20 protein-coding genes and 1 pseudogene are annotated in these 24,520 nt (G+C 72.8%); 13 read left to right on the forward strand and 8 right to left on the reverse strand.

Annotated features, from left to right (window positions below):
• The 3 genes from IE145_RS31255 to IE145_RS31265 form a co-directional block, all read right to left on the reverse strand.
• A partial coding sequence (locus IE145_RS31255; protein WP_189528795.1) for a heavy metal translocating P-type ATPase occupies positions 1-1,165 on the reverse strand: 1,165 nt, incomplete at its 3' end.
• A gap of 122 nt (positions 1,166-1,287) precedes the next feature.
• On the reverse strand, positions 1,288-1,605 hold the full coding sequence (locus IE145_RS31260) for a heavy-metal-associated domain-containing protein (RefSeq protein WP_189528796.1): 318 nt from the start codon (positions 1,603-1,605) through the stop codon (positions 1,288-1,290).
• 97 nt (positions 1,606-1,702) lie between these two features.
• Positions 1,703-2,452, reverse strand: a complete 750-nt coding sequence (locus tag IE145_RS31265) for a TetR family transcriptional regulator (RefSeq protein WP_373296654.1) — start codon at positions 2,450-2,452, stop codon at positions 1,703-1,705.
• A 158-nt stretch (positions 2,453-2,610) separates the two neighbouring features.
• On the opposite strand from IE145_RS31265, the gene IE145_RS31270 reads away from it, so the two are divergent.
• Entirely contained in the window at positions 2,611-4,989 is a 2,379-nt protein-coding gene (locus IE145_RS31270; RefSeq protein ID WP_189528798.1) for an MMPL family transporter, read from the forward strand.
• 336 nt (positions 4,990-5,325) lie between these two features.
• A complete protein-coding gene (locus tag IE145_RS31275) occupies positions 5,326-6,117 on the forward strand; it encodes a class I SAM-dependent methyltransferase (protein ID WP_189528799.1) in 792 nt (263 codons plus the stop codon).
• Between the two features lie 25 nt (positions 6,118-6,142).
• Here the strand turns inward: IE145_RS31275 and IE145_RS31280 are convergent, their stop codons facing one another.
• Both IE145_RS31280 and IE145_RS31285 read right to left on the reverse strand, forming a co-directional pair.
• On the reverse strand, positions 6,143-6,334 hold the full coding sequence (locus IE145_RS31280) for a helix-turn-helix transcriptional regulator (protein ID WP_084746329.1): 192 nt from the start codon (positions 6,332-6,334) through the stop codon (positions 6,143-6,145).
• Between the two features lie 243 nt (positions 6,335-6,577).
• Positions 6,578-7,504, reverse strand: coding sequence for a sugar phosphate isomerase/epimerase family protein (locus IE145_RS31285; RefSeq protein ID WP_189528800.1), 927 nt, complete (start codon positions 7,502-7,504; stop codon positions 6,578-6,580).
• A 159-nt stretch (positions 7,505-7,663) separates the two neighbouring features.
• Here IE145_RS31285 and iolC point away from each other — a divergent pair, with 159 nt between their 5' ends.
• From iolC to IE145_RS31310, 5 genes are read left to right on the forward strand one after another with little or no spacing between them, the layout of a single operon-like run.
• Positions 7,664-8,839, forward strand: coding sequence for a 5-dehydro-2-deoxygluconokinase (iolC, locus tag IE145_RS31290; protein WP_189528801.1), 1,176 nt, complete (start codon positions 7,664-7,666; stop codon positions 8,837-8,839).
• Entirely contained in the window at positions 8,836-9,747 is a 912-nt protein-coding gene (locus IE145_RS31295) for a Cgl0159 family (beta/alpha)8-fold protein (protein ID WP_189528802.1), read from the forward strand. The genes iolC and IE145_RS31295 overlap by 4 nt, the downstream gene beginning before the upstream one ends.
• A complete protein-coding gene (iolB, locus tag IE145_RS31300) occupies positions 9,744-10,673 on the forward strand; it encodes a 5-deoxy-glucuronate isomerase (RefSeq protein WP_189528803.1) in 930 nt (309 codons plus the stop codon). Before IE145_RS31295 ends, iolB begins: the two co-directional genes overlap by 4 nt.
• Entirely contained in the window at positions 10,670-12,619 is a 1,950-nt protein-coding gene (iolD, locus tag IE145_RS31305) for a 3D-(3,5/4)-trihydroxycyclohexane-1,2-dione acylhydrolase (decyclizing) (protein ID WP_189528804.1), read from the forward strand. Before iolB ends, iolD begins: the two co-directional genes overlap by 4 nt.
• Before the next feature lie 41 nt (positions 12,620-12,660).
• Positions 12,661-14,163, forward strand: coding sequence for a CoA-acylating methylmalonate-semialdehyde dehydrogenase (locus IE145_RS31310; RefSeq protein ID WP_189528805.1), 1,503 nt, complete (start codon positions 12,661-12,663; stop codon positions 14,161-14,163).
• 117 nt (positions 14,164-14,280) lie between these two features.
• Here the strand turns inward: IE145_RS31310 and IE145_RS31315 are convergent, their stop codons facing one another.
• Positions 14,281-14,748, reverse strand: a complete 468-nt coding sequence (locus tag IE145_RS31315) for a peptidoglycan-binding domain-containing protein (protein ID WP_189528806.1) — start codon at positions 14,746-14,748, stop codon at positions 14,281-14,283.
• Between the two features lie 216 nt (positions 14,749-14,964).
• On the opposite strand from IE145_RS31315, the gene IE145_RS31320 reads away from it, so the two are divergent.
• The 3 genes from IE145_RS31320 to IE145_RS31330 are packed head-to-tail and all read left to right on the forward strand — an operon-like array spanning position 14,965 to position 17,814.
• On the forward strand, positions 14,965-15,585 hold the full coding sequence (locus IE145_RS31320; protein WP_189528807.1) for a DUF4291 domain-containing protein: 621 nt from the start codon (positions 14,965-14,967) through the stop codon (positions 15,583-15,585).
• Between the two features lie 47 nt (positions 15,586-15,632).
• Positions 15,633-17,090 carry a sensor histidine kinase gene (locus IE145_RS31325; protein ID WP_229825984.1) on the forward strand — a complete coding sequence of 486 codons (1,458 nt, stop codon included), beginning with the start codon at positions 15,633-15,635 and terminating at the stop codon, positions 17,088-17,090.
• 7 nt (positions 17,091-17,097) lie between these two features.
• Positions 17,098-17,814 (forward strand): response regulator, encoded by a 717-nt coding sequence (locus IE145_RS31330; protein WP_189528808.1) that lies wholly within the window; start codon positions 17,098-17,100, stop codon positions 17,812-17,814.
• Here IE145_RS31330 and IE145_RS31335 read toward each other — a convergent pair.
• Both IE145_RS31335 and IE145_RS31340 read right to left on the reverse strand, forming a co-directional pair.
• Positions 17,770-18,492 (reverse strand): annotated as a pseudogene (locus IE145_RS31335) (phosphatase PAP2 family protein); the annotation flags it as partial. The gene IE145_RS31330 and the pseudogene IE145_RS31335 sit on opposite strands and share 45 nt — an antisense overlap.
• A gap of 98 nt (positions 18,493-18,590) precedes the next feature.
• Complete coding sequence (locus tag IE145_RS31340; RefSeq protein WP_189528809.1) at positions 18,591-19,028, reverse strand: GNAT family N-acetyltransferase; 438 nt, start codon at positions 19,026-19,028, stop codon at positions 18,591-18,593.
• 133 nt (positions 19,029-19,161) lie between these two features.
• Here IE145_RS31340 and IE145_RS31345 point away from each other — a divergent pair, with 133 nt between their 5' ends.
• From IE145_RS31345 to IE145_RS31355, 3 genes are all read left to right on the forward strand, one after another.
• Positions 19,162-21,816 carry an alpha/beta fold hydrolase gene (locus IE145_RS31345; RefSeq protein WP_189528810.1) on the forward strand — a complete coding sequence of 885 codons (2,655 nt, stop codon included), beginning with the start codon at positions 19,162-19,164 and terminating at the stop codon, positions 21,814-21,816.
• A complete protein-coding gene (locus tag IE145_RS31350) occupies positions 21,813-22,724 on the forward strand; it encodes an ABC transporter permease (RefSeq protein ID WP_189528811.1) in 912 nt (303 codons plus the stop codon). The genes IE145_RS31345 and IE145_RS31350 overlap by 4 nt, the downstream gene beginning before the upstream one ends.
• 186 nt (positions 22,725-22,910) lie before the next feature.
• A complete protein-coding gene (locus IE145_RS31355) occupies positions 22,911-24,497 on the forward strand; it encodes a vWA domain-containing protein (RefSeq protein ID WP_189528820.1) in 1,587 nt (528 codons plus the stop codon).
• The last annotated feature ends 23 nt before the right edge of the window (positions 24,498-24,520 follow it).

The raw sequence follows: 24,520 nt of genomic DNA on the forward strand, positions 1-24,520 counted from the left end.
CGACGACGAGGCGGCCTCCGGCGTTGAGGGTGGCGCCGGTGACGGTGTCGCCGGTGGTGACCTCCACGGGTACGGACTCGCCGGTGAGCATCGATGCGTCCACGGCGGACGAGCCCTCGACCACGGTCCCGTCCGTCGCGATCTTCTCCCCGGGACGCACGACGAAGCGGTCCCCGACGACGAGCGTGCTCGCCGGGACCCGTACCTCCCTGCCTCCCCGCAGTACGGCGACGTCCTTCGCCCCCAGGTGCATCAGCGCCCGCAGCGCCGCGCCGGACTTCCGCTTCGCGCGGGCCTCCAGATAGCGGCCCAGCAGGATGAACGTGATGACACCGGCCGCCACCTCCAGGTAAATCATCGAGGTGGCGTCGGCGCGCGAGACGGTGAGGTCGAACCCGTGGCGCATGCCGGGCATCCCCGCGTCCCCGAGGAACAGGGCCCACAGCGACCAGCCGAACGCGGCGAGCGTGCCGAGCGAGACCAGCGTGTCCATCGTCGCCGCGCCGTGTCTGGCATTGGTCCAGGCGGCCCGGTGGAAGGGCAGGCCGCCCCAGGCGACGACGGGCGCGGCGAGGGTGAGGCTCAGCCACTGCCAGTAGTCGAACTGGAGCGCCGGGATCATGGCGAGCAGGACGACGGGGGCGGCGAGCACGGCGGAGACGACGAGGCGCTGCCGGAGCGCGGCGAGAGAGGCATCCTGGTCGGCGTCGGCGTCCCGGGTGACGGAGGCGGGGGTGGGCTCAGGAGATCCCTCCGAGGCGGGCTTCGCCGCGAGCCCCGGCGCGGGGTCCGCCGTGAACCCGGGCGCGGGGTCCGGCGCGGGCTCCGACGTGAACTCCGGCGCGGCCCCCGGGGCGGTCTCGTCGGTGACCTCGGGTGCGGGTTCGGGTGCGGGTGCGGCGGCCGAAGTGGACGGCCGGGCCACGGGGCGGGCCGTGTAACCGGTCTTCTCGACCGTGGCGACGAGATCCCCCAGCTTCAGCCCTTCCCCGAAGGTGACGCGGGCCTTCTCGGTCGCGTAGTTCACCGTGGCGGTGACGCCGTCCATGCGGTTGAGCTTCTTCTCGACGCGGGCGGCGCACGAGGCGCAGGTCATCCCGCCGATCATGAGCTCGGCCTCGGAGGCGTCGGCGGCCGGGAAATCGGCTGCTGCTGTGCTGGCCATGTCCGGAACTCCTGAAAAACGCAGATCGGGCCGTACCCCACCAGTATCGACTGGTGGAGCCGGCCCGACGGCGAACGGGGTGGTGCGGCGTTGAACGGGGTGGTGCGGCGGCGGGCCGGCGCTCAGGCGGCCGGGCCGAGAAGTTCGTAGCCGGCCTCGTCCACGGCGGCACGCACGGCGTCCTCGGCCAGCGGAGCCTTGGACGTGACGGTGACCAGGCCGGTGGCGGCGACGGCGGCGACCGACGTGACGCCCGCGATCCCGGAGATCTCCTCCGACACGGCCCCCTCGCAGTGGCCGCAGGTCATGCCCTTGACCTGGTACACGGTGGTGACCGAGTCGGCCTGCCCGATCTGCACGTCGGCCGCGCCGTCGTGGCAGGAGCCGGTGGGCGAGCAGCAGGAACCGGTGGAAGGCGTGGTCTCTGTCTCGGAGGTCATGACGTTCTCCTCTTCGCGAACGGTTTTGGGCGGCACGGCGGGGCGCGTGGGACCGCAGAGGCCCCCGTGGCGTCCCCGCCTCCTCCATACTATACCCCTAGGGGGTATCAATGCGCTCCGCCGTCGCCGGGCGCGACGCGTCGTCGCCGACCAGGGGGGCCAGGTAGCGGAACATCACGGTCTTCAGCTCCTGGATGTAGGCCGCGCGCTCCTCGCCCTCGCTGGCCATGATCAGGTCCAGCCCCGCCTTGAAGACCATGAAGACCATTTCGGCGATGCGGTGGATCTGGGGGGCGGGCATGTCGGGGAGGTAGTCGGCGAGGACCGATTCCACCCGCGTCAGCATCGTGGCGTGCAGCGTGTCGTGCGCCTCGGTGATCCGGCCGGGGATCTCCGAGCCGTGCATCAGGACGAAGAACGCCGGGTTCTCGCAGTTGAAGGCGATCAGCGGGTCGAGGGTGGCATCCAGCATGCGGTCGAGCGGCAGCTCCGTATGGCTCTGGGCGAAGGCCGCGCCGTAGCTGTCCCGCCAGCGGTCCAGCAGCCGGTCGCCGAGTTCGACGGCGATGGCCTCCTTGTTCGGGAAGAACTGGTAGAGCGTGCCGGGTGAGACCCCCGCCTCGCGGGCGATGGCGTTGGTGCTGGACGCGGTGTAGCCGCTGGTGCAGAAGACGTCGGCGGCGGCCCGGAGCAGCTGGGCGATCCGGGCCTCGCCGCGGGCCTGGCGGCGGCGGGGGCGGGCGGAGTCCGCCGCCCCGCCGGAGGTGGCCCCCGCGGCCCCGGCGGCCTCGGTTGCGGCTTCGACGGCGGCCTCGGTGGCGGACTTGTTGGCTTTGCCCTCCGGCACGGTCAATCCCCAGCTCTCATGATGCGATTGACAAACGCGAGTGGTCGCTCGCATTCTAGAGAAACGCGAGCGACTACTCGTGTTTGCCGTGATGTACGGCAACGACCGACCCATGCTGCCCTGCGCTGCCTGGGTCTCGGTGAAGGGGACACCGCACCATGCCCGAAGTCAACCGTTCCGCGCCGCCCCCGGTCGGCGGCTGGACCCGGTTCGTCACCGCCCGGCCACGGCTCGCGCTGCTGGCCGCGCTGGTGATCACCGCACTCGCCGTGTTCGCCGGAAGCGGGGTGGCGGACCGGATGGGCAGCGGCGGGTGGCAGGCACCCGACGCCGAGTCGACGTACGCGACCGAGGTGCTGGCGCGGGAGTTCCCCGCCTCCCAGCCCAACCTGCTCCTGCTGGTGGACAGCGGCTCCGCGGGCGTCGACGACCCGGCGGTGGCCGCGGAGGCCGCCCGCCTGGCGGAGCGGCTGAAGGCCGAGCCGGGGATATCGGGCGTCGGGTCCTACTGGGAGACCGCGTCGCCGGCCCTGCGCTCCGAGGACGGTCAGGAGGCGATCATCGCCGCCCGGATCGGAGGCGACGAGAAGACCGCGGGCGAGACCCTCGACCGGATGGCCCCGGACTTCGCGGGGGAGCGGGGGCCGGTGACGGTCTCCCTCGGCGGGCCCGTCGCCGTGCAGCACGAGATGCAGACGATCATCCAGGAGGATCTGCTGCGGGCCGAGCTGATCGCCCTGCCGGTGACGCTCGTCCTGCTGGTCATGGTCTTCGGCAGCGCCGTCGCCGCGATGCTGCCGCTCGCCGTCGGCATCGTCGCCATTCTCGGCACCAACGCCGTGCTGCGGGGCCTGACGGAGTTCACCGACGTCTCGGTCTTCGCGATGAACCTCACCACGGCCCTCGGCCTCGGACTCGCCATCGACTACGCCCTGTTCATCGTCCGCCGCTTCCGCGAGGAGCTGGCGGGCGGGGCCGACCCCCGGACGGCGGTGGGCACCACGCTGCGGACCGCCGGGCGTACGGTGCTGTTCTCCGCGCTGACCGTGGCGGTCTCCCTGTCGGCGATGCTCGTCTTCCCGCAGTACTTCCTGCGGTCCTTCGCCTATGCCGGGATCGCCGTGGTCCTGCTGGCTGCCGGTGCCGCCCTGATCCTGCTGCCCGCGGCACTCGTGCTGCTCGGCACCCGGATCAACGCGCTGGACCTGCGCCGGCTTCTCCGCCGCCGGAAGAGGACCGCGACGGCCGGGGCGGACGCGACGGCAGGGGCCGACACGGCGAGTGCTGCGGGTGCTGCGGCCGGAGGCCCCCGGGCCGGTTTCGCCGGTTCGGCGGGTCCCGCGGGTGGCGTCGACGCGTCGCCCGGCCGGGGCTGGGCGTGGCTGGGCGCGCTGGTGATGCGCCGGGCCCCTGTCTTCGCCATCGTCACGACCGTCGGGCTCCTGCTCCTCGGGCTGCCGTTCCTCGGCGTCAAGTTCGGCACGGCGGACGACCGCCAGCTGCCGGCCTCCGCGGAGTCCCGGGTCGTCCAGGAGCACATCCGCGACGGGTTCCCCGGCAGCCCCGGGGGCGGCCTGGAGGTGCTGGCCGAGGGGCAGGGTTCCTCCGCCGACCACGCGGCTCTGAAGGACCGGATCGAACAACTCCCCGGCGTGCTGCGGGTCGACGGTCCGGTCGCCGAGGGCCCGATCGCCTACTACAGCGTGCTGCCCAAGGGCGAAGCCGTCGGCGAGCAGGCCCAGCAGCTCGTACGGGACCTGAGGGCCATGCCCTCCGCCTCCTCCCTCGACACCTCGGTCACGGGCGCGGCGGCGGTCCTCGTCGACTCCAAGGACGCCATAGCCGACCGGTTGCCCTGGGCCCTGGCGATCATCGTCGTCGTGACCCTGCTCCTGGTCTTCCTGCTCACCGGCAGTGTGCTCATCCCGCTCCAGGCGGTGGTGCTCAACGCCCTCAGCCTGACGGCGATGTTCGGAGCGGTGGTCTGGGTCTTCCAGGACGGAAATCTCTCCGAGCTGCTCGCCTTCACCAGCACGGGTGACATCGAGACGACACTGCCCGTCCTGATGTTCTGCGTGGCCTTCGGACTCTCCATGGACTACGGGGTCTTCCTGATATCCCGGATCAAAGAGGAGTACGACCGCACCGGCGACCACGAGCACTCCGTCACCTTCGGGCTCCGGCGCACCGGCGGGCTGATCACCGCGGCCGCTGTGATCCTCGCGGTGGTCATGGTCGCCATCGGCACCTCACGGGTCACCAACACCAAGATGCTGGGGCTCGGTATCGCCCTCGCGGTCCTGATGGACGCCATGGTGGTGCGCAGTCTGCTGGTTCCCGCGGTGATGAAGCTGATGGGCCGCTCCACCTGGTGGGCCCCCGCGCCCCTGCGGGCCTTTCACCGCAGGTTCGGCGTGAGTGAAGGGGAGTCCGCCCCGGCGGTCACCCCTGCCGCTCCGCCGGACCCGGAACCGACGGTGGAGGCCGTGGAGATATCGAGCGCGAGCAGGGACATCGGGGAGCCGGCGCGACGCTGAGACCCACGAAGGGACCCACCTGCGAAGGGACCCACACGCGCAGGGGCCTACGCCCGAAGGGACCCACGCGCGAAGGCACTCGAAGGAACCACGAGGGAACCCACGAAGGGAGCCACGGGGAAATCCGTCCGGAAAGGGCTCTGGGGGGAGCCGGGAATGCCCTCCAGGCGCGACAGGACGGGCCCGCCCGCCGCCGAACGGGTGGCGGGCGGGGGCCCGGCCCCTCGGCCCGTCAGGGAGGCCCCACAGGCCCGCCGACGGAGTCGCCGAAGCGCCTCTGACCTGGGCTTTCATGTCCACCCGGCATAGAATTTCCGCAACGGAACAGGGGGCCGAATGGATCGGAACGTCCGTACGACGGATGACGTGTTGGCTTTGATGGACGGGCTGTTCGCCCCGGAAGCGGACCGGTGGACGGCCGACGGAGCGTCGTGGTGGGACGCGTTCTACGCCGACCGTTCACGGGAGGTGCCGTTCTTCGCGGACAAGCCCGACGAGAATCTCGACGCCCATCTCCGCCTGGGGCGGATCGCCCCGGGGCGTGTGCTCGAACTCGGCTGCGGGCCCGGCCGTAACGCGGTCCACCTGGCCTCGCTCGGCTTCGAGGTCGACGCGGTCGACCTCTCCCCGGCGGCGCTGGTCTGGGCCCGGGAGCGGGCCGAGGAGGCGGGGGTGGGCTCCATCCGGTTCCACCACGGTGACGCGTTCGCCCTGACGGCCGCAGGGGCTGCCCTGACCGGCCCCTACGACCTGATCTACGACTCGGGCTGCTTCCACCATCTGCCGCCCCACCGGCGGATCAGCTATCTCGCCCTCCTGGAGCGCTGCCTCGCGCCCGGCGGCCACTTCGCGCTCACCTGCTTCGCCGCCGGGGAGGGCGGGATGGGCTCGGAACTGCCGGACGCGGAGCTCTACCTCACGGGCGGTCTGCACGGCGGTCTCGCCTATACGGACGACGAACTGCGCCGCGTCTTCTCCGGGCTGACGGAGATCGAGCTGCGCCGGATGAACGACGAGGCACCCGAATCCCCGCTCTTCGGGGAGTCGTTCCTCTGGACGGCCCTCTTTCGCAGGGCCGCCGACAGGGCCGCCGGCATCGCCGCCGACAGGGCCGCCGACCAGGGGTAGGGGGCTGGCGTGTCCGCGCCGGGCGTCAGCGGCCCCGGTTGCGGGGGCGCGAGGCGACCCAGGCGCGGATGGTGTCTCCGTACCAGTACGGCTTCCCGTTCTTCACCTGGTCGGGCGGGGGCAGGAGGCCGTGCTTGCGGTAGGAGCGGACGGTGTCCGGCTGGACCTGGATGTGCGCGGCAATGTCCTTGTAGGACCAGAGCGTTCTGTCCGTCATCGGTGACACCTCTCTGCACGTCCCAGGCCGACGATCGCTCAGCCTGTGCCCGGATGAACGACCCCGGGCGGCAGGCGGGGTGGGGCTGTCGACCGGCTGTGACAGAAAACCCGCGTAACGGAGATATGTGTATCGAAACGGTTACTGCTGTGACAGAAAGGATGAAGTGCGGCTGGTGGTGACGGATTGAGCACCCAGGCGCTCGCGCGGTGGGAAGGGGGAAAGGGCCGAGCCCCGGAGGGCTCAGAGGGGTGAGCTGGGGCGTCCGCAGGAGCGCAGGAACTCCCGGGTGCGGCGTGCGATGGGGAACGGCTTGTCCGGTGGGCAGGGGTACATGTCCTGCTCCACGATCGCGAACAGGTCGACGTTCAGAGCGCGTGCCGCGTCCAGGACCGGTTCCAGCGCGGGGACCCCGGCGGGCGGCTCGCACATCACACCCCGGGCCACCGCCGGGCCGAAGGGGACCTCGTCCGCCACCACCGCCGCCAGGACCTCCGGGTCGACCTGCTTGAGGTGGAGGTAGCCGATGCGTTCCCCGTACGTCTCGATGAGCTTGACGCTGTCGCCGCCGCAGTAGGCGTAGTGCCCGGTGTCCAGGCAGAGCGAGACCAGGTCCGGATCGGTGGCGTCGAGGAAGCGGTTGACGTTCTCCTCGGTGTCGATGTGGGTGTCGGCGTGGGGGTGGACGACGATCCGCAGCCCGAACCGCTCCCGCACCTCCCGGCCCAGCCGCTCCGTCTGCGCGGTCAGATCGCGCCACTGCGCGGGGGTGAGCGTGCGGTCCTCCAGCACCTCGCCCGTCTTGTCGTCGCGCCAGAAGGAGGGGATGACGACCAGGTGTTCGGCTCCCATGGCCCGGGTCAGCGCGGCGATGTCCGCGACATGCGCCCAGGTCCGGTCCCAGACATCCGGACCGTGGTGCAATCCGGTGAAGACGGTTCCGGCGGAGACCGTGAGCCCCCGGCGGCGCGTCTCGTCGGCCAACCGGGCCGGATCGGTGGGCAGATAGCCGTACGGGCCGAGCTCGATCCACGCGTAGCCGGCCTCGGCCACCTCGTCGAGGAACCGCTGCCAGGGCACCTGCCGCGGATCGTCGGGGAACCACACGCCCCAGGAGTCGGGGGCCGAGCCGATACGGATACGGGCCGAGGGGGGGACGGAGGGGGTCATAACGGCCAGCCTCCTGGCCCGCGCGGAAGAGTGTCAAGGGTTCGTCCGAATGTCCGGACAAAATGTTGACAGGGTTCCGGGCGGAGGGCTAGACCTGGGACCAGCCGGCCACCGGTGGGGCGGACCGGCGGGGCGAGCCGGTGGTGCGAAGGGATGGGCATGCCTGAGCCGTACGACGTGATCACCATGGGGCGGATCGGGGTGGACCTCTACCCCTTGGAGGTCGGCGTGCCGCTCGCCCGGGTCGAGACGTTCGGCAAGTTCCTCGGTGGTTCCCCGTCGAACGTCGCGGTGGCGGCGGCCCGGCAGGGGCGGCGTACGGCCGTCATCACCCGGACCGGGCAGGACCCCTTCGGCGCCTACCTCCACCAGGAACTGGAACGGTTCGGCGTGGACCCCCGCTGGGCCACTGCCGTCGAGGAGTACCCGACCCCCGTCACCTTCTGCGAGATCTTCCCGCCGGACGACTTCCCGCTCTACTTCTACCGGCAGCCCAAGGCCCCCGATCTGGAGATCCACGCACCCGATCTCGACCTCGACGCCGTGCGCGACGCCAGGATCTTCTGGATGACGGGCACCGGGCTCAGCGCCGAGCCGAGCCGCTCCGCCACGCTGGCCGCCCTCCGCGCCCGCAGCGAGAGCGCCGCCGCGCGGGTCGGCCGCCCGGCGGACGGTCCACGGCACACGGCGACGGTCTTCGATCTCGACTGGCGGCCCATGTTCTGGGACGGGGGCGACGACAGCACCGAGGCGCCCGCGCGGTACCGCGAAGCGCTGGCCCACGCCACGGTCGCCGTCGGCAACGTCGACGAGTGCGCCATCGCGACCGGCGAACGCGAACCGTACGCCGCGGCCCGGGCCCTGCTCGCGGCCGGAGTGGAGCTCGCCGTCGTCAAACAGGGGCCGAAGGGCGTACTCGCCGTGCACCGCGACGGCACCACGGCCGACTGCCCACCGCTGCCGGTCGACGTGGTCAACGGCCTCGGCGCCGGGGACGCGTTCGGGGGCGCGCTCTGCCACGGGCTGCTCGCCGGATGGCCGCTCGACCGCATCGTGCGGTACGCGAACGCGGCCGGCGCCATCGTCGCCTCCCGGCTCGCCTGCTCGTCCGCGATGCCGTTCCCGGACGAGGTCGAGGAGGCCCTCGCGGCGGGCGCGGTGACGGCGGACCTCGCCACACGGGCCGATCCGGGCACGGAGGCCGGGACCGGCGGCGCGGCCGACCCGCGCGGCCTGGCCCACCCGGGCGGCCCGGCCCATCCGGAGACGCGGTCCGCCTCTGCCGCCGCCCCGGGCGACGCCCCCACGGACCCCCGGACCGGAGCGGGTTCATGACGCCGCTCGCGCCCTCCCTCTCCGCGCTCGTCCGGCTGCGCGCCGAGCGCCCCGAAGCCGTTGCCGAGGCCGCCGCCCGGCGGAAGAGGCGGCGGCTGATCCGGCACCCCGGCGACCAGTTGATGATCATCGCGGCCGACCACCCCGCGCGCGGCGCGCTCGCCGTGGGGGGCCGCTCCCTCGCCATGGCCAACCGCTTCGAGCTGCTGGAGCGACTCTGCCTCGCCCTCTCCCGCCCCGGGGTCGACGGGGTGCTCGCATCGGCCGACGTCCTGGACGACCTCCTCCTGCTCGGAGCCCTGGAGGGCAAGGTCGCCATGGGCTCGATGAACCGCGGCGGGCTCGCGGGCGCGGCCTTCGAGCTCGACGACCGGTTCACCGGCTACCGCCCCGAGGACCTGGTCCGCCACGGGTTCGACGCCGGGAAGCTGCTGCTGCGCATCGACCACGACGACCCCGGTTCGCTGGACACCCTGCACACCGCCGCCCGGACCATCGACGCGATGGCCGCGCACCGGCTGCCCGTGTTCGTCGAGCCGTTCCTCTGCCGCCGTGTCGACGGCCGCCTCCGCAACGACCTGGGCGCCGCCGCCGTGGCGACCTCCATCGCCATCGCGTCGGGCCTCGCCGGGACGTCCGCGTACACCTGGCTGAAGGTGCCCGTCACCGACGACCCGGACGCCATGGGCCGGGCGATGGAGGCCTCCACCCTGCCCGCCGTCCTGCTCGGCGGTGAGGTCGGGGACGACCAGGACGCCGCGTACGGGAAGTGGCGCGACGCGCTGCGGCTGCCCACGGTGCGGGGGCTGGTCGTGGGGCGCTCGCTGCTCTACCCGGTCGACGGGGACGTGGCGCGCGCCGTCGACACCGCCGTATCGCTGCTCCAGCCGGGTAGGGAAGGGCCATGACGACGGATCACCCCGACCGGGGACAGCATCAGGGCCAGGACCGACACCGGTTCCACCTCCCGTCCGGCAGCGCCGCGCGCGGGGCGTACGCCGTCGACATCGACCCCGGGCGGGCCGGCTGGGACCGTTCGTCCCTGCGGGTGCTGGAGCTGGAAGCGGGCGGTGTTCACACGCTCGTCACCGGGGACAGCGAATGGATCGTCCTGCCGTTGGCCGGTGGCTGTACGGTGCGTACACCAGATGGGACCTTTGAACTGCGGGGTCGGGAAAGTGTGTTCAGCGGGGTCTCCGACTTCGCCTACGTACCGCGCGACGCCCACGCAGAGATCTCCTCCGGCGCAGGAGGCCGCTTCGCCCTGGCAGGAGCGAAGTGCGAGCGACGACTCCCCGCTCGCTACGGCCCCGCGCCGGAGGTACCCGTCGAGCTGCGCGGCTCCGGGACCTGCTCGCGCCAGGTGAACAACTTCGCCGCCGCCGACACCTTCGACTGCGACCGGCTGATCGCCGTCGAAGTCCTCACCCCCGGGGGCAACTGGTCCTCCTACCCGCCCCACAAACACGACGAGCACGTGCCGGGCGAGGAGTGCGAACTGGAGGAGATCTACTACTTCGAGGTGCGGGACGGCGGGCTCGGCTACCACCGGGTCTCCCCGTCGCACGACGGCGGTACGGACGTCCTCGCCGAGGTCCGCGGCGGCGACGTGGTCCTCATCCCCGACGGCTGGCACGGCCCCTCCATCGCCCCGCCCGGCCGGACGCTGTACTACCTGAACGTGATGGCCGGACCGGGGGAGGAGCGCGCCTGGCTGATCCGCGACCATCCCGACCACCGGTGGATCCGCGACACCTGGCCGGACGAGCCGATCGACGCCAGACTTCCGCTCTACACGGCGCATCCGTCGCCCGGCCCGGAGGTAACGCCTTGAGCCCGAAGAGCCCCGCGAGCCCGCACGGCCACGGCTCCACCCGCCGTCTGACCACCGCTCAGGCCCTGGTCGCCTTCCTGGCCCGGCAGTACACCGAGCGCGACGGCCGCCGGCAGCGGCTGATCAGCGCCACCTGGGGCATCTTCGGCCACGGCAACGTCGCGGGCATCGGCCAGGCACTCGTCGAGGCGGGCCGCACAGGGAACGGCACCGCGCACCGCATGCCGTACCTCCAGGGACGTAACGAACAGGCCATGGTGCACGCGGCCGTCGGGTACGCCCGCCAGTCGGGGAGGCTCTCCGCGCAGGCGGTGACCACGTCCATCGGGCCGGGGGCCACCAACCTCGTCACCGGGGCCGCCCTCGCCACGATCAACCGGCTGCCCGTCCTGCTCCTGCCCGGCGACACCTTCGCGACCCGGCCCGCCGACCCCGTACTGCAACAGCTCGAAGTGCCGTACGCCGGTGATGTGTCCGTCAACGACTGTCTGCGGCCGGTCTCCCGCTACTTCGACCGGATCACCCGGCCGGAGGCCCTGATTCCGGCCGCCCTCCAGGCGATGCGGGTCCTCGCCGACCCGGCCGAGACCGGGGCCGTCACGCTCGCGCTGCCGCAGGACGTACAGGCGGAGGCGTACGACTGGCCGGAGGAGTTCTTCGCCGAGCGCGACTGGCACATCCGCAGGCCCGCGCCCGACACCCACGAACTGGACGCGGCCGTCCGGGCGATCCGCTCCGCCCGCCGCCCCCTGATCGTCGCGGGCGGCGGGGTCCGGCACAGCGCCGCCGAGGAGACGCTCGCCGCGTTCACCGCCGCGACCCGCATCCCGGTCGCCTCCACCCAGGCGGGCAAGGGCGCCCTCCGCCACGACCATCCGGCCGACGTCGGCGGCATCGGCCACACCGGCACCGCCACCGCCGACGACCTGGCCCGCACCGCCGACCTGGTGATCGGCGTCGGCACCCGCTTCTCCGACTTCACCACCGCCTCCGGCACCCTCTTCTCGAACCCGGCCGTCCGCTTCCTCCACCTCAACATCACCGCCTTCGACGCCCACAAGCTGGCCGCCCTCCCCCTGGTCGCCGACGCCCGCGCGGGCCTGGAGGCGCTCACGGCGGCCCTCGCCGGACGCGGATACCGGGTCGACCCGGCGTACGAGACGGAGTACACCGGCGCGAAGGAGGTGTGGGAGGAACGGGTCGAGGCGTCCTTCGCCACCCCCGACCCCACCGCGCGCCCCACCCAGACCCAGGTACTCGGCCTCCTGGACGACCTGGTCACCGAGGAGGACATCCTCATCAACGCCGCCGGCTCCCTCCCCGGCGACCTGCACAAACTCTGGCGCACCCGCTCCCGCGACCAGTACCACGTGGAGTACGGCTACTCCTGCATGGGCTACGAGATCCCGGCGGCGATCGGCGTCCTGCTCGCCGCCGGAACCGGGCAGCGGACCCGCCCCGTCTGGGCCATGGTCGGCGACGGCACGTATCTGATGAACCCCACCGAGATCGTCACCGCCGTCCAGGAGAACCTGCCGCTGAAACTGGTGATCCTCCAGAACCACGGGTACGCCTCCATCGGCGGCCTCTCCGATGCGGTCGGCGCCGAACGCTTCGGTACCGCCTACCGCCACCGCGACGCCGACGGCGGTTTCACCGGCCCGCCGCTCCCCGTCGACCTGGCCGCCAACGCGGCCTCCCTCGGCCTGCGGGTCCTGCGCGCCACCACCGTCGACGACCTGCGCAAAGCACTCTCCGAGGCCCGCGACGCGGAGGGCCCCACTTGTGTCTACGTCGAGACCGAAACGCCCGACACAGTGTCGGGCCCCCCTCCGGCGCAGGCGTGGTGGGATGTTCCGGTAGCCGAAACCGCGAGCCGACCGGCGGCGGTGAGGGCCCGGGAGGAGTACGACCGTCAGGTCGCCGCCCGACGCCGCCATCTGTGAGACCAGCCCCCGCGCCTGTCCGAAGCCTGAAGGAGTACGTCATGACGAAGACCGTCAACCACTGGATCGGCGGCAGGACAGTGGAGGGCACGTCGGGCCAGTACGGTCCCGTCACCGACCCGGCCACCGGCGCGGTCACCACGCGGGTGGCGCTGGCCTCCGTGGCGGAGGTCGACGCGGCCGTGGCGGCGGCGAAGGCCGCGTACGCGACCTGGGGAACCTCCTCGCTCGCGCAGCGCACCACCGTCCTCTTCCGCTACCGCGCGCTGCTCGACGCCCACCGCGACGAGATCGCCGCGCTGATCACCGCCGAGCACGGCAAGGTGCACTCGGACGCGCTGGGCGAGGTCGCCCGTGGTCTGGAGATCGTCGAGCTGGCGTGCGGGATCACCACCCAGCTCAAGGGCGAGCTGTCCACCCAGGTCTCCAACCGGGTCGACGTGTCGTCCATCCGCCAGTCGCTGGGCGTGGTCGCGGGCATCACCCCGTTCAACTTCCCGGCCATGGTGCCGATGTGGATGTTCCCGCTGGCCATCGCCTGCGGCAACACGTTCGTGCTGAAGCCGAGCGAGAAGGACCCGTCGGCCGCCAACCTGCTGGCCGAGCTGGCGTCCGAGGCGGGCCTTCCGGACGGCGTGCTCAACGTCGTCCACGGGGACAAGATCGCGGTGGACGCCCTGCTCGACCACCCCGACGTGGCCGCCGTCTCCTTCGTCGGCTCCACCCCCATCGCCCGCTACATCCACGCCACCGCCTCCGCCAACGGCAAGCGGGTCCAGGCGCTCGGCGGCGCCAAGAACCACATGCTGGTCCTCCCGGACGCCGACCTGGACGCGGCAGCCGACGCCGCGGTCTCGGCGGCGTACGGCTCCGCCGGTGAGCGCTGCATGGCGATCTCCGCGGTCGTCGCGGTCGGTGCGATCGGCGACGAGCTGGTCGCGAGGATCCGCGAGCGTGCCGAGAAGATCAAGATCGGCCCCGGCAACGACCCCACGTCCGAGATGGGCCCCCTGATCACCGCCGCCCACCGCGACAAGGTCGCCTCGTACGTCACGGGCGCCGCCGCCCAGGGCGCCGAGGTCGTCCTCGACGGCACGGGCCACACGGTCGAGGGCTTCGAGGACGGCCACTGGATCGGCCTGTCCCTCCTGGACAAGGTCTCCACCGACTCCGACGCCTACAAGGACGAGATCTTCGGCCCGGTCCTGTGCGTGCTGCGCGTGGAGTCGTACGAGGACGGCGTCGCCCTCATGAACGCCTCGCCGTTCGGCAACGGCACCGCGATCTTCACCCGCGACGGCGGCGCGGCCCGCCGCTTCCAGATGGAGATCCAGGCGGGCATGGTCGGCGTCAACGTGCCGATCCCGGTCCCGGTGGGCTACCACTCCTTCGGCGGCTGGAAGGACTCGCTCTTCGGCGACCACCACATCTACGGCAACGACGGCGTGCACTTCTACACCCGCGGCAAGGTCACCACCACCCGCTGGCCCGACCCGGCCGACGCCCCGGCCGGCGTCGACCTCGGGTTCCCGCGCAATCACTGACCGCGTTTCCCGGACCACCGGCCCGGGAACACCTCCGGCCGACCGCCGCCGGGACGAAAGTCCCGCAGTGGTCGGCCGGAGGCGTGTTTCCAGCGCATCAGGCGTGCGCCGCTTCGGTCAGTAGGCGCTCTTCGCCCAGTCGCCGAACTTCTTGAACGCCGCCTGCGTGCCCGGCCCGGCGACTCCGTCGATCGGGCCGGTGTAGCCGTAGGCCGACTGGCTCAGCTTGCGCTGCAGGGCCTTGATCGTGTTGGGTCCCGGGATCCCGTCGATCGTGCCGGTGTAGCCGTGACTCGCCTTGAGGTGCCGCTGGAACGCCTTCCAGCTGTTGGGGCCGAGTTGCCCGTCGATCGAGTCCCTGTACTGCCAGCGAGCCTTCAGCCAGCGCTGGACCCCCTTCGCCTGGCTGCTGCTGAGGCCGAAGTTGTGCACCGCGAGCGTGCCGACCTCACCGGCCACCGCGGTCTGCTGCACGGCCGTGTCCGTCGCGGCGGAACTCACGGTCGCGCCCGCGAGACTCCCGGCGGCGATGCCCGCTGCGGCGACGATGCTGACGGCTGTCCTCTTCAGGGTGTTCGGTCGCACGTGTCCCCCTCTGATTCCTGGAGCGGTTGGTCCTGGTGGTCAAACCTGCCGGTACCGCCCCGTCCCGGTCCGGCATGACCACGCTCGCACGGCCCTGCTGCCACCGGAACCTGGAACGTTATAGGCGATTTCGGGCCCCGGGGAGAACGGCGACCCGGCCCGCCCCTCCACGAAATCCGGATGCCCGGGCGCGCCCGTGTCCCGCATCCTGGGGCCATGAACACCCCGGCCGTCCCGCCCCGCCACCAGATCCGCGCGCTCCACACCGCCACGACGGTCACCGTCTACCAGGCGTACCGGCCGGACATCGGTCTCCCGGCCGCACGCGACGGACGGTTCCCCGCCGCGTGGAAGCGGGACCGGATGACCTGGATCAAGCCCAGCTTCCTGTGGATGATGTACCGCTGCGGCTGGGGCACCAAGGAGGGGCAGGAGGTCGTCCTCGCGGTCGAGGTCGAGCGGGCCGGCCTGGAGTGGGCGCTCGCGAACGCCGAACTCTCCCATTACGTACGCGGTGTGCACCCGGACCGGGTCTCCTGGCAGCGCGCCCTGCGTGCCGCCCCCGCCCGGGTGCAGTGGGACCCCGAACGCGACCTCGACCTGAACCCGCTGCCGTACCGCTCCCTCCAGCTCGGGCTGAGCGGTGAGGCGTCCCGGCGGTACGCGGACGAATGGACCGTCTCCGTACGCGATGTCACCCCGCTCGCCCGCGAGGTGCACGCGGCGGTCCGGGCGGGGAAGCGGGACCGGGCCGCTGCCCTGTTGCCGGTGGAGACGCCGCTCGACCTCGCGGCGCCCCGACCGGTGCCCGACGCCTCGAAGGTGCCCCGCACCTGACTTTCGGCAGTGCCGGACGGCCTCCCGGTCTCCGTAACCTCTCCTTCGTGAACAGCTTCTCCCTCGTGACAAGGACGGCCGATGGGCGGCCCGGCCTCCGGTGGGCGGACCCCGGCGGTCTGCTGGTACCCGCCACGGCGGCGTTCGGCGCGCTGAGCCTGGTGGGGTGGTGGTGGGGCCTGCCGACCGCGATCGCCGCGTTCGCCGCCGGGCGGGGGCCCGGGCGCGCCAGGACCCTCGTCCTGTTCCTGGCCGGGGCCCTGGTGGCCGGGGCGGTGGCGATGGTCTTCGTGCCGTCCCTGCTCGTGCTCGCGACGCAGTTCGTCGCGGTCGTCGTCCTCGCCGTGCTGGTGCCCTGGTTCGTGGGGCGGTTCTCCCGCCAGTACCGGGAGCTGGTCCGGGCCGGCTGGGAGCGGGCCGAGCAGATGGAACGGGAGCGGCAGTTGGTCGCCGAGCAGGCGAGGCTGCTGGAGCGGGCCCGGATCGCCCAGGACATGCACGACGTGCTGGGCCACGATCTGAGTCTGATCGCCCTGTCGGCCGGCGCCCTGAAACTGGCGCCCGGCCTGGACGAGCGGCACCGGCGGACCGCCCAGGACATCCGGGGCAGGGCTGCGGCAGCGGTGGAACGGCTCGGCGAGGTCATCGGCGTCCTTCGCGAGGAGAGCGAGAGCCCCTCCCAGGGGCCGGGGGACTGCGACATCGCCCGGCTCGTCGGGGACGCGGCCGCCTCGGGTCTCCCGGTCGAACTCTCCGTGGACGGCGACGCGTCCAAGCTGCCGCCCGCTGTCGGGCGCGCCGCGCACCGGGTCGTGCAGGAGGCCCTGACGAACGCGGCCAAGCACGCGCCCGGCGCCTCCGTCAGCGTCGAGCTCTCGCACACGGCGACGGAGACCCGGGTGGCGGTCCGCAACGGGGCTCCCCAACACCCCTCCGCCCCGCCTTCCGCGCGCGGCGGCCGGGGGCTCACCGGGCTGGACGAACGCGTCCGCCACGTCGGCGGATCCCTCGTCCACGGGCCCCGCGACGGCGGCTTCACCGTCTCCGCCCGGCTGCCGCACCGCGCCCCCGCGCAGCTCCCGCCGCGCCCCGCCGGCCTCCGGGAGAGCCCCGCGCCCCCGGGCTACCGGCGGGCCCGGCGGCGCGTCCGCCGCACCCTGCTCACCGCGCTGACCGTGCCGCTGGCGGCGGGCGCGGTGCTGCTCGCCGTCGTCGGGACGTGGGAGACCGTGGCCGCCTCCCGGTCCGTTCTCGACCCGGGCGACTACGCCCGGCTGCGGGTGGGGCAGGATCGGTCGGAGATCCGGAAGGTGCTGCCGGACCGGCAGACGGCGGCGAGACCGACGCCCGCCGGGCCGGAGGAAGAAGACGAACGGCGGGAACAGGGAGTGACGTGCGAGTTCTACGCGATGACGGCCGACCGCTTCGACGACCGGTCCGGAGACGCGTACCGGCTCTGCTTCCGGGACGGCAGACTGGTCTCCCGCGACGCGCTGACACCGTGAGCGCCCGATGAACCGGAGCGATACGACGGCGGTGGCCGGACCGGTCCGGGTCCTCGTCGCCGACGACGAGCCCATGATCCGGGCCGGTGTGCGCGCCGTCCTCGCCACCGACCCGGGCATCGAGGTCGTCGCCGAGGCGGCCGACGGGCACGAGGCCGTGGAGCTGGTCCGGGCGCACCGCCCCCACGTGGCCGTCCTCGACGTGCGGATGCCGCGCACCGACGGCATCGAGGCCGCCGCCGAGATCCGGCGCACCCTGCCCGGCACCGGCGTCGTCATGCTGACCACCTTCGGCGAGGACGACTGCATCCTGCGGGCGCTGGGGGCCGGGGCCGCCGGGTTCCTGATCAAGTCCGGCGAGCCCGAGGAACTGGTCGCCGGGGTCCGGGCCGTGGCCGACGGCGCCGCCTACCTCTCACCGAAGGTCGCCGCCCGCGTGGTCGCGCACCTCGCGTCCACCGGAGCCGGGGCCCTGGCCGAACGGCGGGAAGCCGCCCGGGAGCGGGTCGCCGGGCTGACGCCCAGGGAGCGCGACGTGCTGGCCCACCTCGGCGGCGGGCTGTCCAACGGGCAGATCGCCCGACGGCTGCACCTGGTCGAAGGCACGGTCAAGGCGCACGTCAGCTCCGTCCTGGCCCGCCTCGGCGTCGACAACCGGGCCGCGGCCGCCGTCGTCGCCCACGAGGCCGGGATCCTGCCCCCACCACCGCCCGAGCAGCGCTGAGACGAGCAGACCGGCGGGGCGCACCAGCACCAGGAGCATCGAGGCGACCACCGCGCCGCCGAGCAGCGCGCCCGCGATCACGTCGTGCGGGTAGTGGACCCCCACCAGGACCCGCAGCAGCGCCGCCGCCACCGCCACCGGCAGGGTCACCGCGGCCAGTCGGGGCCGCCGTACGGCGAGCCCCACCGCGAGGGCGGCGGACAGCGTGGCGTGGTTGCTCGGGAACGACCAGTCGCCCGGTTCCGGGCACGCGGCGACCGCCTCGGCGCCGTCCAGCGCCCGGCACGGGCGTTCCTCGTCGACGACCAGCTTCAGCGCCTCGCTGACGGCGTACGCGACCACGGTCCCGGCGCCGACGAGCACGGCCCCCGCCACCGCGTCCGGATCCCTCCGGCGCAGGGCGGCCCAGCAGACCCCGAGCAGCAGCAGGCCGAGGACGATCAGCGTGGCCTCCGACGCCAGCTCCAGCAGGTGCCCCACCCACCCCGGGGCATCACCGACCGCCTCCGTCAGCGAGCGGTACGCGGACACGGACGCCCCGTCCGTGACCTCGGTCGGGCCGGGCCGCCCCAGGCCGCCGGGGGAGAGCACCGTGATCACGGCCGCCGCCGTCGCCGTCAGGGCGAACGATCCGAACAGCCGGGCGGGCCAGTGGTGTTGTCGTGTGTGCTGTGCCATGCGGCGAACGTACGGAGGAACGACGGCCCGGCGCGGGGGCCGAACGGCAGGAGCGCCCCCCGACGAACGTCAGGGTTGACCCCCGAACGCCGCGTCCTCTACCGCCCGGTCCCGCCCCCGGACTCCCACACCAGCATCGCGAACCGCCCGTCGTCCTTCGCCCCCGCCGACCGGTACGTGGCGAGCGCCGCCTCGTTGTCCGGCTCCACGCCGACCCACACGTCGTAGCAGCCCCGCTCCCGGGCGAGGTCCACCAGCGCCCGCGTCAGGGCCCCGCCGATGCCCCGGCGGCGGAACGGATCGTCGACGGCGAGTTCGTACAGGCACATCTCCGTGCCCTTGTCCGGGTGCAGCATCTCGATGCCCGAGACGAAGCCCGCCGGGACGCCGTCGACGTACGCGATCAGCAGCACATGACCGTCCGCCGCGAGGAAACGGGCCGCCCACTCCTCGCGGGGCGGGGTGTCGAAGAGGTGGCCGGCGGCCAGGAGCTCCGCGACGGTCGTGGCGGGGCGGATAGCGGGGCGAATCTCCACAAGGGCCTCCCGGGGACAGAAGTTCCGTACCGCGTCCGGAGTACGGGCGAGGCGCACCGTACCTCTCAGGGAGGCCGCGCACTTCACCCTGGCGGCACTCAGCCGGCCTGCGTCCTCCGTTTAGGGTCGAGGGATGGAGACCCCTACTGCTCGATGGCGGCGCCTTCTGCCCCGGACGCCCGGCCGGTGGGTTGCGGTCGGCGCCGCGCTCGCCGTGCTCGTGGGCGGCGGCACCTGGTCCGCCGTCGCCGAGGACGGTACGCCCGCCGTGCAGCGCGAGGACCGGATCCTGCGCATGGACGGGGTGCCGATCGACACCTCGTACTTCCGTGCCAAGGGTTCCGGTAAGCGGCCCGCCGTGCTCATCGGGCACGGGTTCGGCGGCAGCAAGAACGACGTCCGGGCCCAGGCCGAGAAGCTGGCCGCCGACGGATACGCCGTGCTGACCTGGTCGGCGCGCGGCTTCGGCAAGTCCGGCGGGGAGATCACCCTCAACGACCCCGACCACGAGGTCAAGGACGTCTCCCGGCTCATCGACTGGCTGGCCGAGCGGCCCGAGGTGGAGCTGGACGGCAAGGGCGACCCCCGCGTCGGTCTCACCGGGGCCTCCTACGGCGGGGCCGTCTCCCTGCTGGCCGCCGGGCACGACGAGCGCGTCGACGCCATCGCGCCCGTCATCACCTACTGGAACCTCGCCGACGCCCTCTTCCCCGACGGGGTCTTCAAGAAGCTCTGGGCCGGGATCTTCATCACCACCGGCGGCGGCTGCGAGAAGTTCGAGAAGCGGCTCTGTGAGATGTACGAGCGCGTCGCCGTCAGTGGCGAGCCCGACGCTGAGGCGGTCGAGCTCCTCGCCGAGCGGTCGCCGTCCGCCGTCGCCGACCGCATCAAGGTCCCCTCGCTCCTCCTCCAGGGGCAGTCCGACTCCCTTTTCCCGCTCGGCCAGGCCGACGCCATGCAGCAGGCCATCAGCGCCAACGGCGCACCCGTAGCGGTGGACTGGATCTCCGGCGGGCACGACGGGGGCGACAGCGAGACGAGCCGGGTCGAGGGGCGCGTCGGGGACTGGTTCGACCGGTATCTCAAGGAAGACACCGGCGCCGCCACCGGACCCGCCTTCCGCGTCACCCGCACCGGAGGCGTCGACTCCACCGACGGTGCCGCCCTCCTGCGCGGCGCGAGCAGCGACACCTACCCGGGGCTGCGCAGCGGCGGCCGGGACATCGCGCTCGACGGCGGGACGAAGACCTTCCGCAACCCGGCCGGAGCCGCGCCGCCCGCCATCTCCGCCGTTCCCGGCGTCGGCGGCTCACTCGCCCAGCTCTCCTCCCTCGGCGTCGGGCTCTCGCTCGACTTCCCCGGACAGTTCGGCCGGTTCGAGTCCGCGCCGCTGGACACCTCCGTACGCGTCACCGGCACGCCCACCGTCACGGTGAACGTGACGGCCGACGGCGACCGGGACGCGGTGCTCTTCGGCAAGGTGTACGACGTGTCGCCGGACGGCAGGCAGCAGGTGCTGCCCCACCAGCTCGTCGCCCCCTACCGGATCACCCCCGACCAGCAGGGCAAGCCGATCGAGCTGGCCCTGCCCGCCGTGGACCACGAGTTCGACGCCGGACACCGGCTGCGCCTCGTCTTCTCCGCGACGGACCTCGGTTACGCCTCCCCGGCCGAGCCCGCCACGTACGGTGTGACCCTCGACGGACCGCTGACCGTCCCCACCGCACCCGCCGTGACGACCGCCGCGGCCGCCCTCCCGTGGTGGACCTGGGGCCTCCCGGCCGCCGCGCTCGTCATCGCGGCCGCGCTCCTGATCACCGCCCGGCGGCGGACCGCGACGCCCGCCCCGGACCCCGAACTCGCCGACGTACCGCTCCGGATCACCGGGCTCTCGAAGAAGTACGCCAAGTCCGTCGACCGGTACGCCGTGCGCGAGCTGTCCTTCCGCGTCGAGAAGGGCCAGGTGCTCGGGCTGCTGGGGCCCAACGGCGCGGGCAAGACGACCACGCTGCGCATGCTCATGGGGCTCATCACCCCCGACGAGGGCGAGATCCGCGTCTTCGGGCAGGCCATCCGGCCGGGGGCGCCCGTGCTGTCCCGGGTCGGGGCGTTCGTCGAGGGGGCCGGCTTCCTGCCCCACCTCTCCGGGCGCGCCAACCTCGACCTGTACTGGCAGGCCACCGGCCGCCCCGCCGAGGACGCCCACATCGACGAGGCCCTGGAGATCGCCGGTCTCGGGGACGCGCTGGCCCGTGCCGTACGGACGTACTCCCAGGGCATGCGGCAGCGGCTCGCCATCGCCCAGGCCATGCTCGGCATGCCGGACCTGCTGATTCTCGACGAGCCGACCAACGGGCTCGACCCGCCGCAGATCCGCGAGATGCGGGACGTGATGATCCGGTACGCGGCCGGGGGCCGGACCGTCATCGTCTCCAGTCACCTCCTCTCGGAGGTCGAGCAGTCCTGCACGCACCTGGTCGTCATGGACCGGGGCCGGCTCGTGCAGGCCGGCCCGGTGGCCGAGATCACCGGATCCGGCGACATGATCCTGGTGACCACGGCCGAGGAGGTGTCCGAGCCGCTGGCGGAGAAGGTCGCCGCCCTGCCCGGCATCGGCTCCGCCGCCCCCACCGACGACGGGCGCGGGCTCCTCGTCCGCCTCGACGGGGCCACCACCTCGCGGCTCGTCGCCGACCTCGTCCGGCTCGACGTCCCGGTCACCGGCGTCGGGCCGCACCGCCGCCTGGAGGACGCCTTCCTCACCCTGATCTCCGGAGGAGCAGCATGAGCGCCCCCGTCCAGCCGCCCGAGGCCCGGGTGGAGACCGAGCACCCGGAGGCCGCGGGCTACCGCGCCGGGCGCACGCTTCCCCTCCGCGTCGAGGCCATGCGGCAGTTGCGGCGCCGCCGCACCCTGCTCATGGGCGGGGTGCTCGCCGCCCTTCCGTTCATCCTGATCATCGCCTTCGCGATCGGCGGCACGCCGGACGGCGAGGACGGCGGCGGAGGCCGGGGCGGCGGCAGCCGGATCAACCTGATGGACGTGGCGACCGAGTCCGCCGCGAACTTCGCGGCCACCTCGCTGTTCGTCTCGGCGGGCTTCCTGCTGGTGATCCCGGTGGCCCTGTTCTGCGGGGACACCGTCGCCTCCGAGGCGAGCTGGTCGTCCCTGCGCTATCTGCTCGCCGCGCCGGTGCCGCGCGTACGGCTGCTGTGGTCCAAGCTCGTCGTCGCGCTCGGCTTCAGCCTCGCCGCGATGGTGCTGCTGCCGGTCGTCGCGCTGGCGGCGGGCACGGCGGCCTACGGGTGGGGACCGCTGAAACTGCCGACCGGGGGAGCCCTGTCCGCCGGGGACACCGTGCCGCGCCTCGCGATCGTCGTGGCGTTCATCTTCGTCTCCCAACTGGTCACGGCGGGCCTCGCGTTCTGGCTCTCCACCAAGACGGACGCGCCGCTCGGCGCGGTCGGCGGAGCGGTCTTCCTCACCATCGTCGGCAATGTGCTCGACGCGGTGACCGCGCTCGGCTCCTGGCGCGACTTCCTGCCCGCGCACTGGCAGTTCGCCTGGGCCGACGCGCTCCAGCCGCAGTTGGAGTGGGGCGGCATGATCAAGGGCGCGGCCGTATCCGTGACCTATGCCCTGATCCTGTTCGCGCTGGCCTTCCGCGGGTTCAGTCGTAAGGACATCGTGTCCTGAACCTGACCTTCCGCCGGTTTCCCGCCCGCTGTTGCCGCATCGAGATGGTTCCGCAACGCTTTCGTCGACTCCGGTCGGCGGCCCCGTACGTCACATTCACAGGTGTCGAGGACACCGTGACGATATGGGGGGTTACGAATGAGTCAGCTGGTTCGACGTGGTGGCACGGGGAAGCGGGCCGGGGTGATGGCACTCCTGCTGGCGGGCGGGATGCTGCTCACCGCGTGCGGCAGCGGAAGCGACGGGGCCGCCGTCGACCGGGATTCCTCCGGGCGCAAGGCCCCGGGGGTGTCGGGCGGCGGCGGTCCCTTCGCTCCCGACGCGCGGGCGCCCGGCCAGGGCAGCCGGGAGAGCGAGGCGGACCGGGTGCGGGAGGGCCGGGCCGAGCCCGACTACCGCTCCACCTTCGCCCTGGATGTGGACACCGCCAGTTACGGCTACGCGCGCCGCACCCTCGGCGACGGGAGGCTGCCCGCCGCCGAGGACGTACGGCCCGAGGAGTTCGTCAACAGCTTCCGCCAGGGGTACGAACGGCCCGAGGGCAACGGCTTCTCGGTCAACGTCGACGGGGCGCGCATCAACTCCGCGAAGGCCGGCGGTGGCGGAACCGGAGCCTCCGACTGGTCGCTGCTGCGGGTCGGCCTGGCCACGAAGACCGCGCCGCCCGCCGCCGAACGGCCGCCCGCCGCGCTCACGTTCGTCGTCGACATCTCGGGCTCCATGGCCGAGACCGGCCGCCTTGACCTGGTCCGCACGTCCCTGACCCTTCTCGCCGACGAACTGCGCGACGACGACTCCCTCGCTCTGGTGACCTTCAGCAACGCGGCCGAGACCCGGCTGCCGATGACCCGTGTCAAGGGAAACCGGAACCGGATCAAGGACGTGGTGGAGGAGATGCGGCCGGCCCAGTCCACCAACGTCGAGGCGGGCATCAAGCTGGGCTACGAGGAGTCGGTCGAGGGCCACCGCGAAGGTGCCACCAACCGCGTGGTGCTCCTCTCCGACGCCCTCGCCAACACCGGCGAGACCGAGGCCGAAGGCATCCTGAAGAAGATCGAATCCGCTCGTCGCGAGTACGGCATCACGCTCTTCGGCGTCGGTGTCGGCAGCGACTACGGCGACGCGTTCATGGAGCAGCTCACCAACAAGGGCGACGGCAACACGACGTACGTCGGTGACGAGACCCAGGCCCGCAAGGTCTTCGTCGACCAGCTCCCCGCCCACCTGGAGATCCGGGCCCGCGACGCCAAGGCCCAGGTGGCGTTCGACCGGAAGACCGTGAAGCAGTTCCGGCTGATCGGCTACGAGAACCGCAAGGTGGCCGACGAGGACTTCCGCAACGACGGAGTCGACGGCGGTGAGGTCGGCCCCGGCCACACCGTGACCGCTCTGTACGCCGTACGGCTGCGCGAGGGCGCGTCCGGCACGGTGGCCAGGGCGACGGTGCGCTGGCTCGACCCGAAGACCCGCAAGGCCCAGGAGGAGACCGGAACCGTCACGACCGGGGCGATCGACGGGGCCCTCTGGGGCGGCGACAACGACCGGCTCCAGATCGCGGCCGTGGCCGCCTACTTCGCCGACCGCCTGCGCGGCGGCGACCTGCCGGGCGTGCCCGGCCTCGGCGAACTCGCCTCCCGGGCATCCGGGCTGGCGGAGTCGACCGAGGACAGCGCGGTGGAGAAGCTGGCCACGGCCATCGGCCAGGCGGACCGGCTGAAGCGCGGAGCCGGGACGGACGACGAGCCGGAACCGAGCGAGGGCGAGATCGGCTGACGCGGAACGCCCGCACCGGACCG

The sequence above is a fragment of the Streptomyces sindenensis genome (assembly GCF_014649035.1).
GTDB classification, from domain to species: domain Bacteria; phylum Actinomycetota; class Actinomycetes; order Streptomycetales; family Streptomycetaceae; genus Streptomyces; species Streptomyces sindenensis.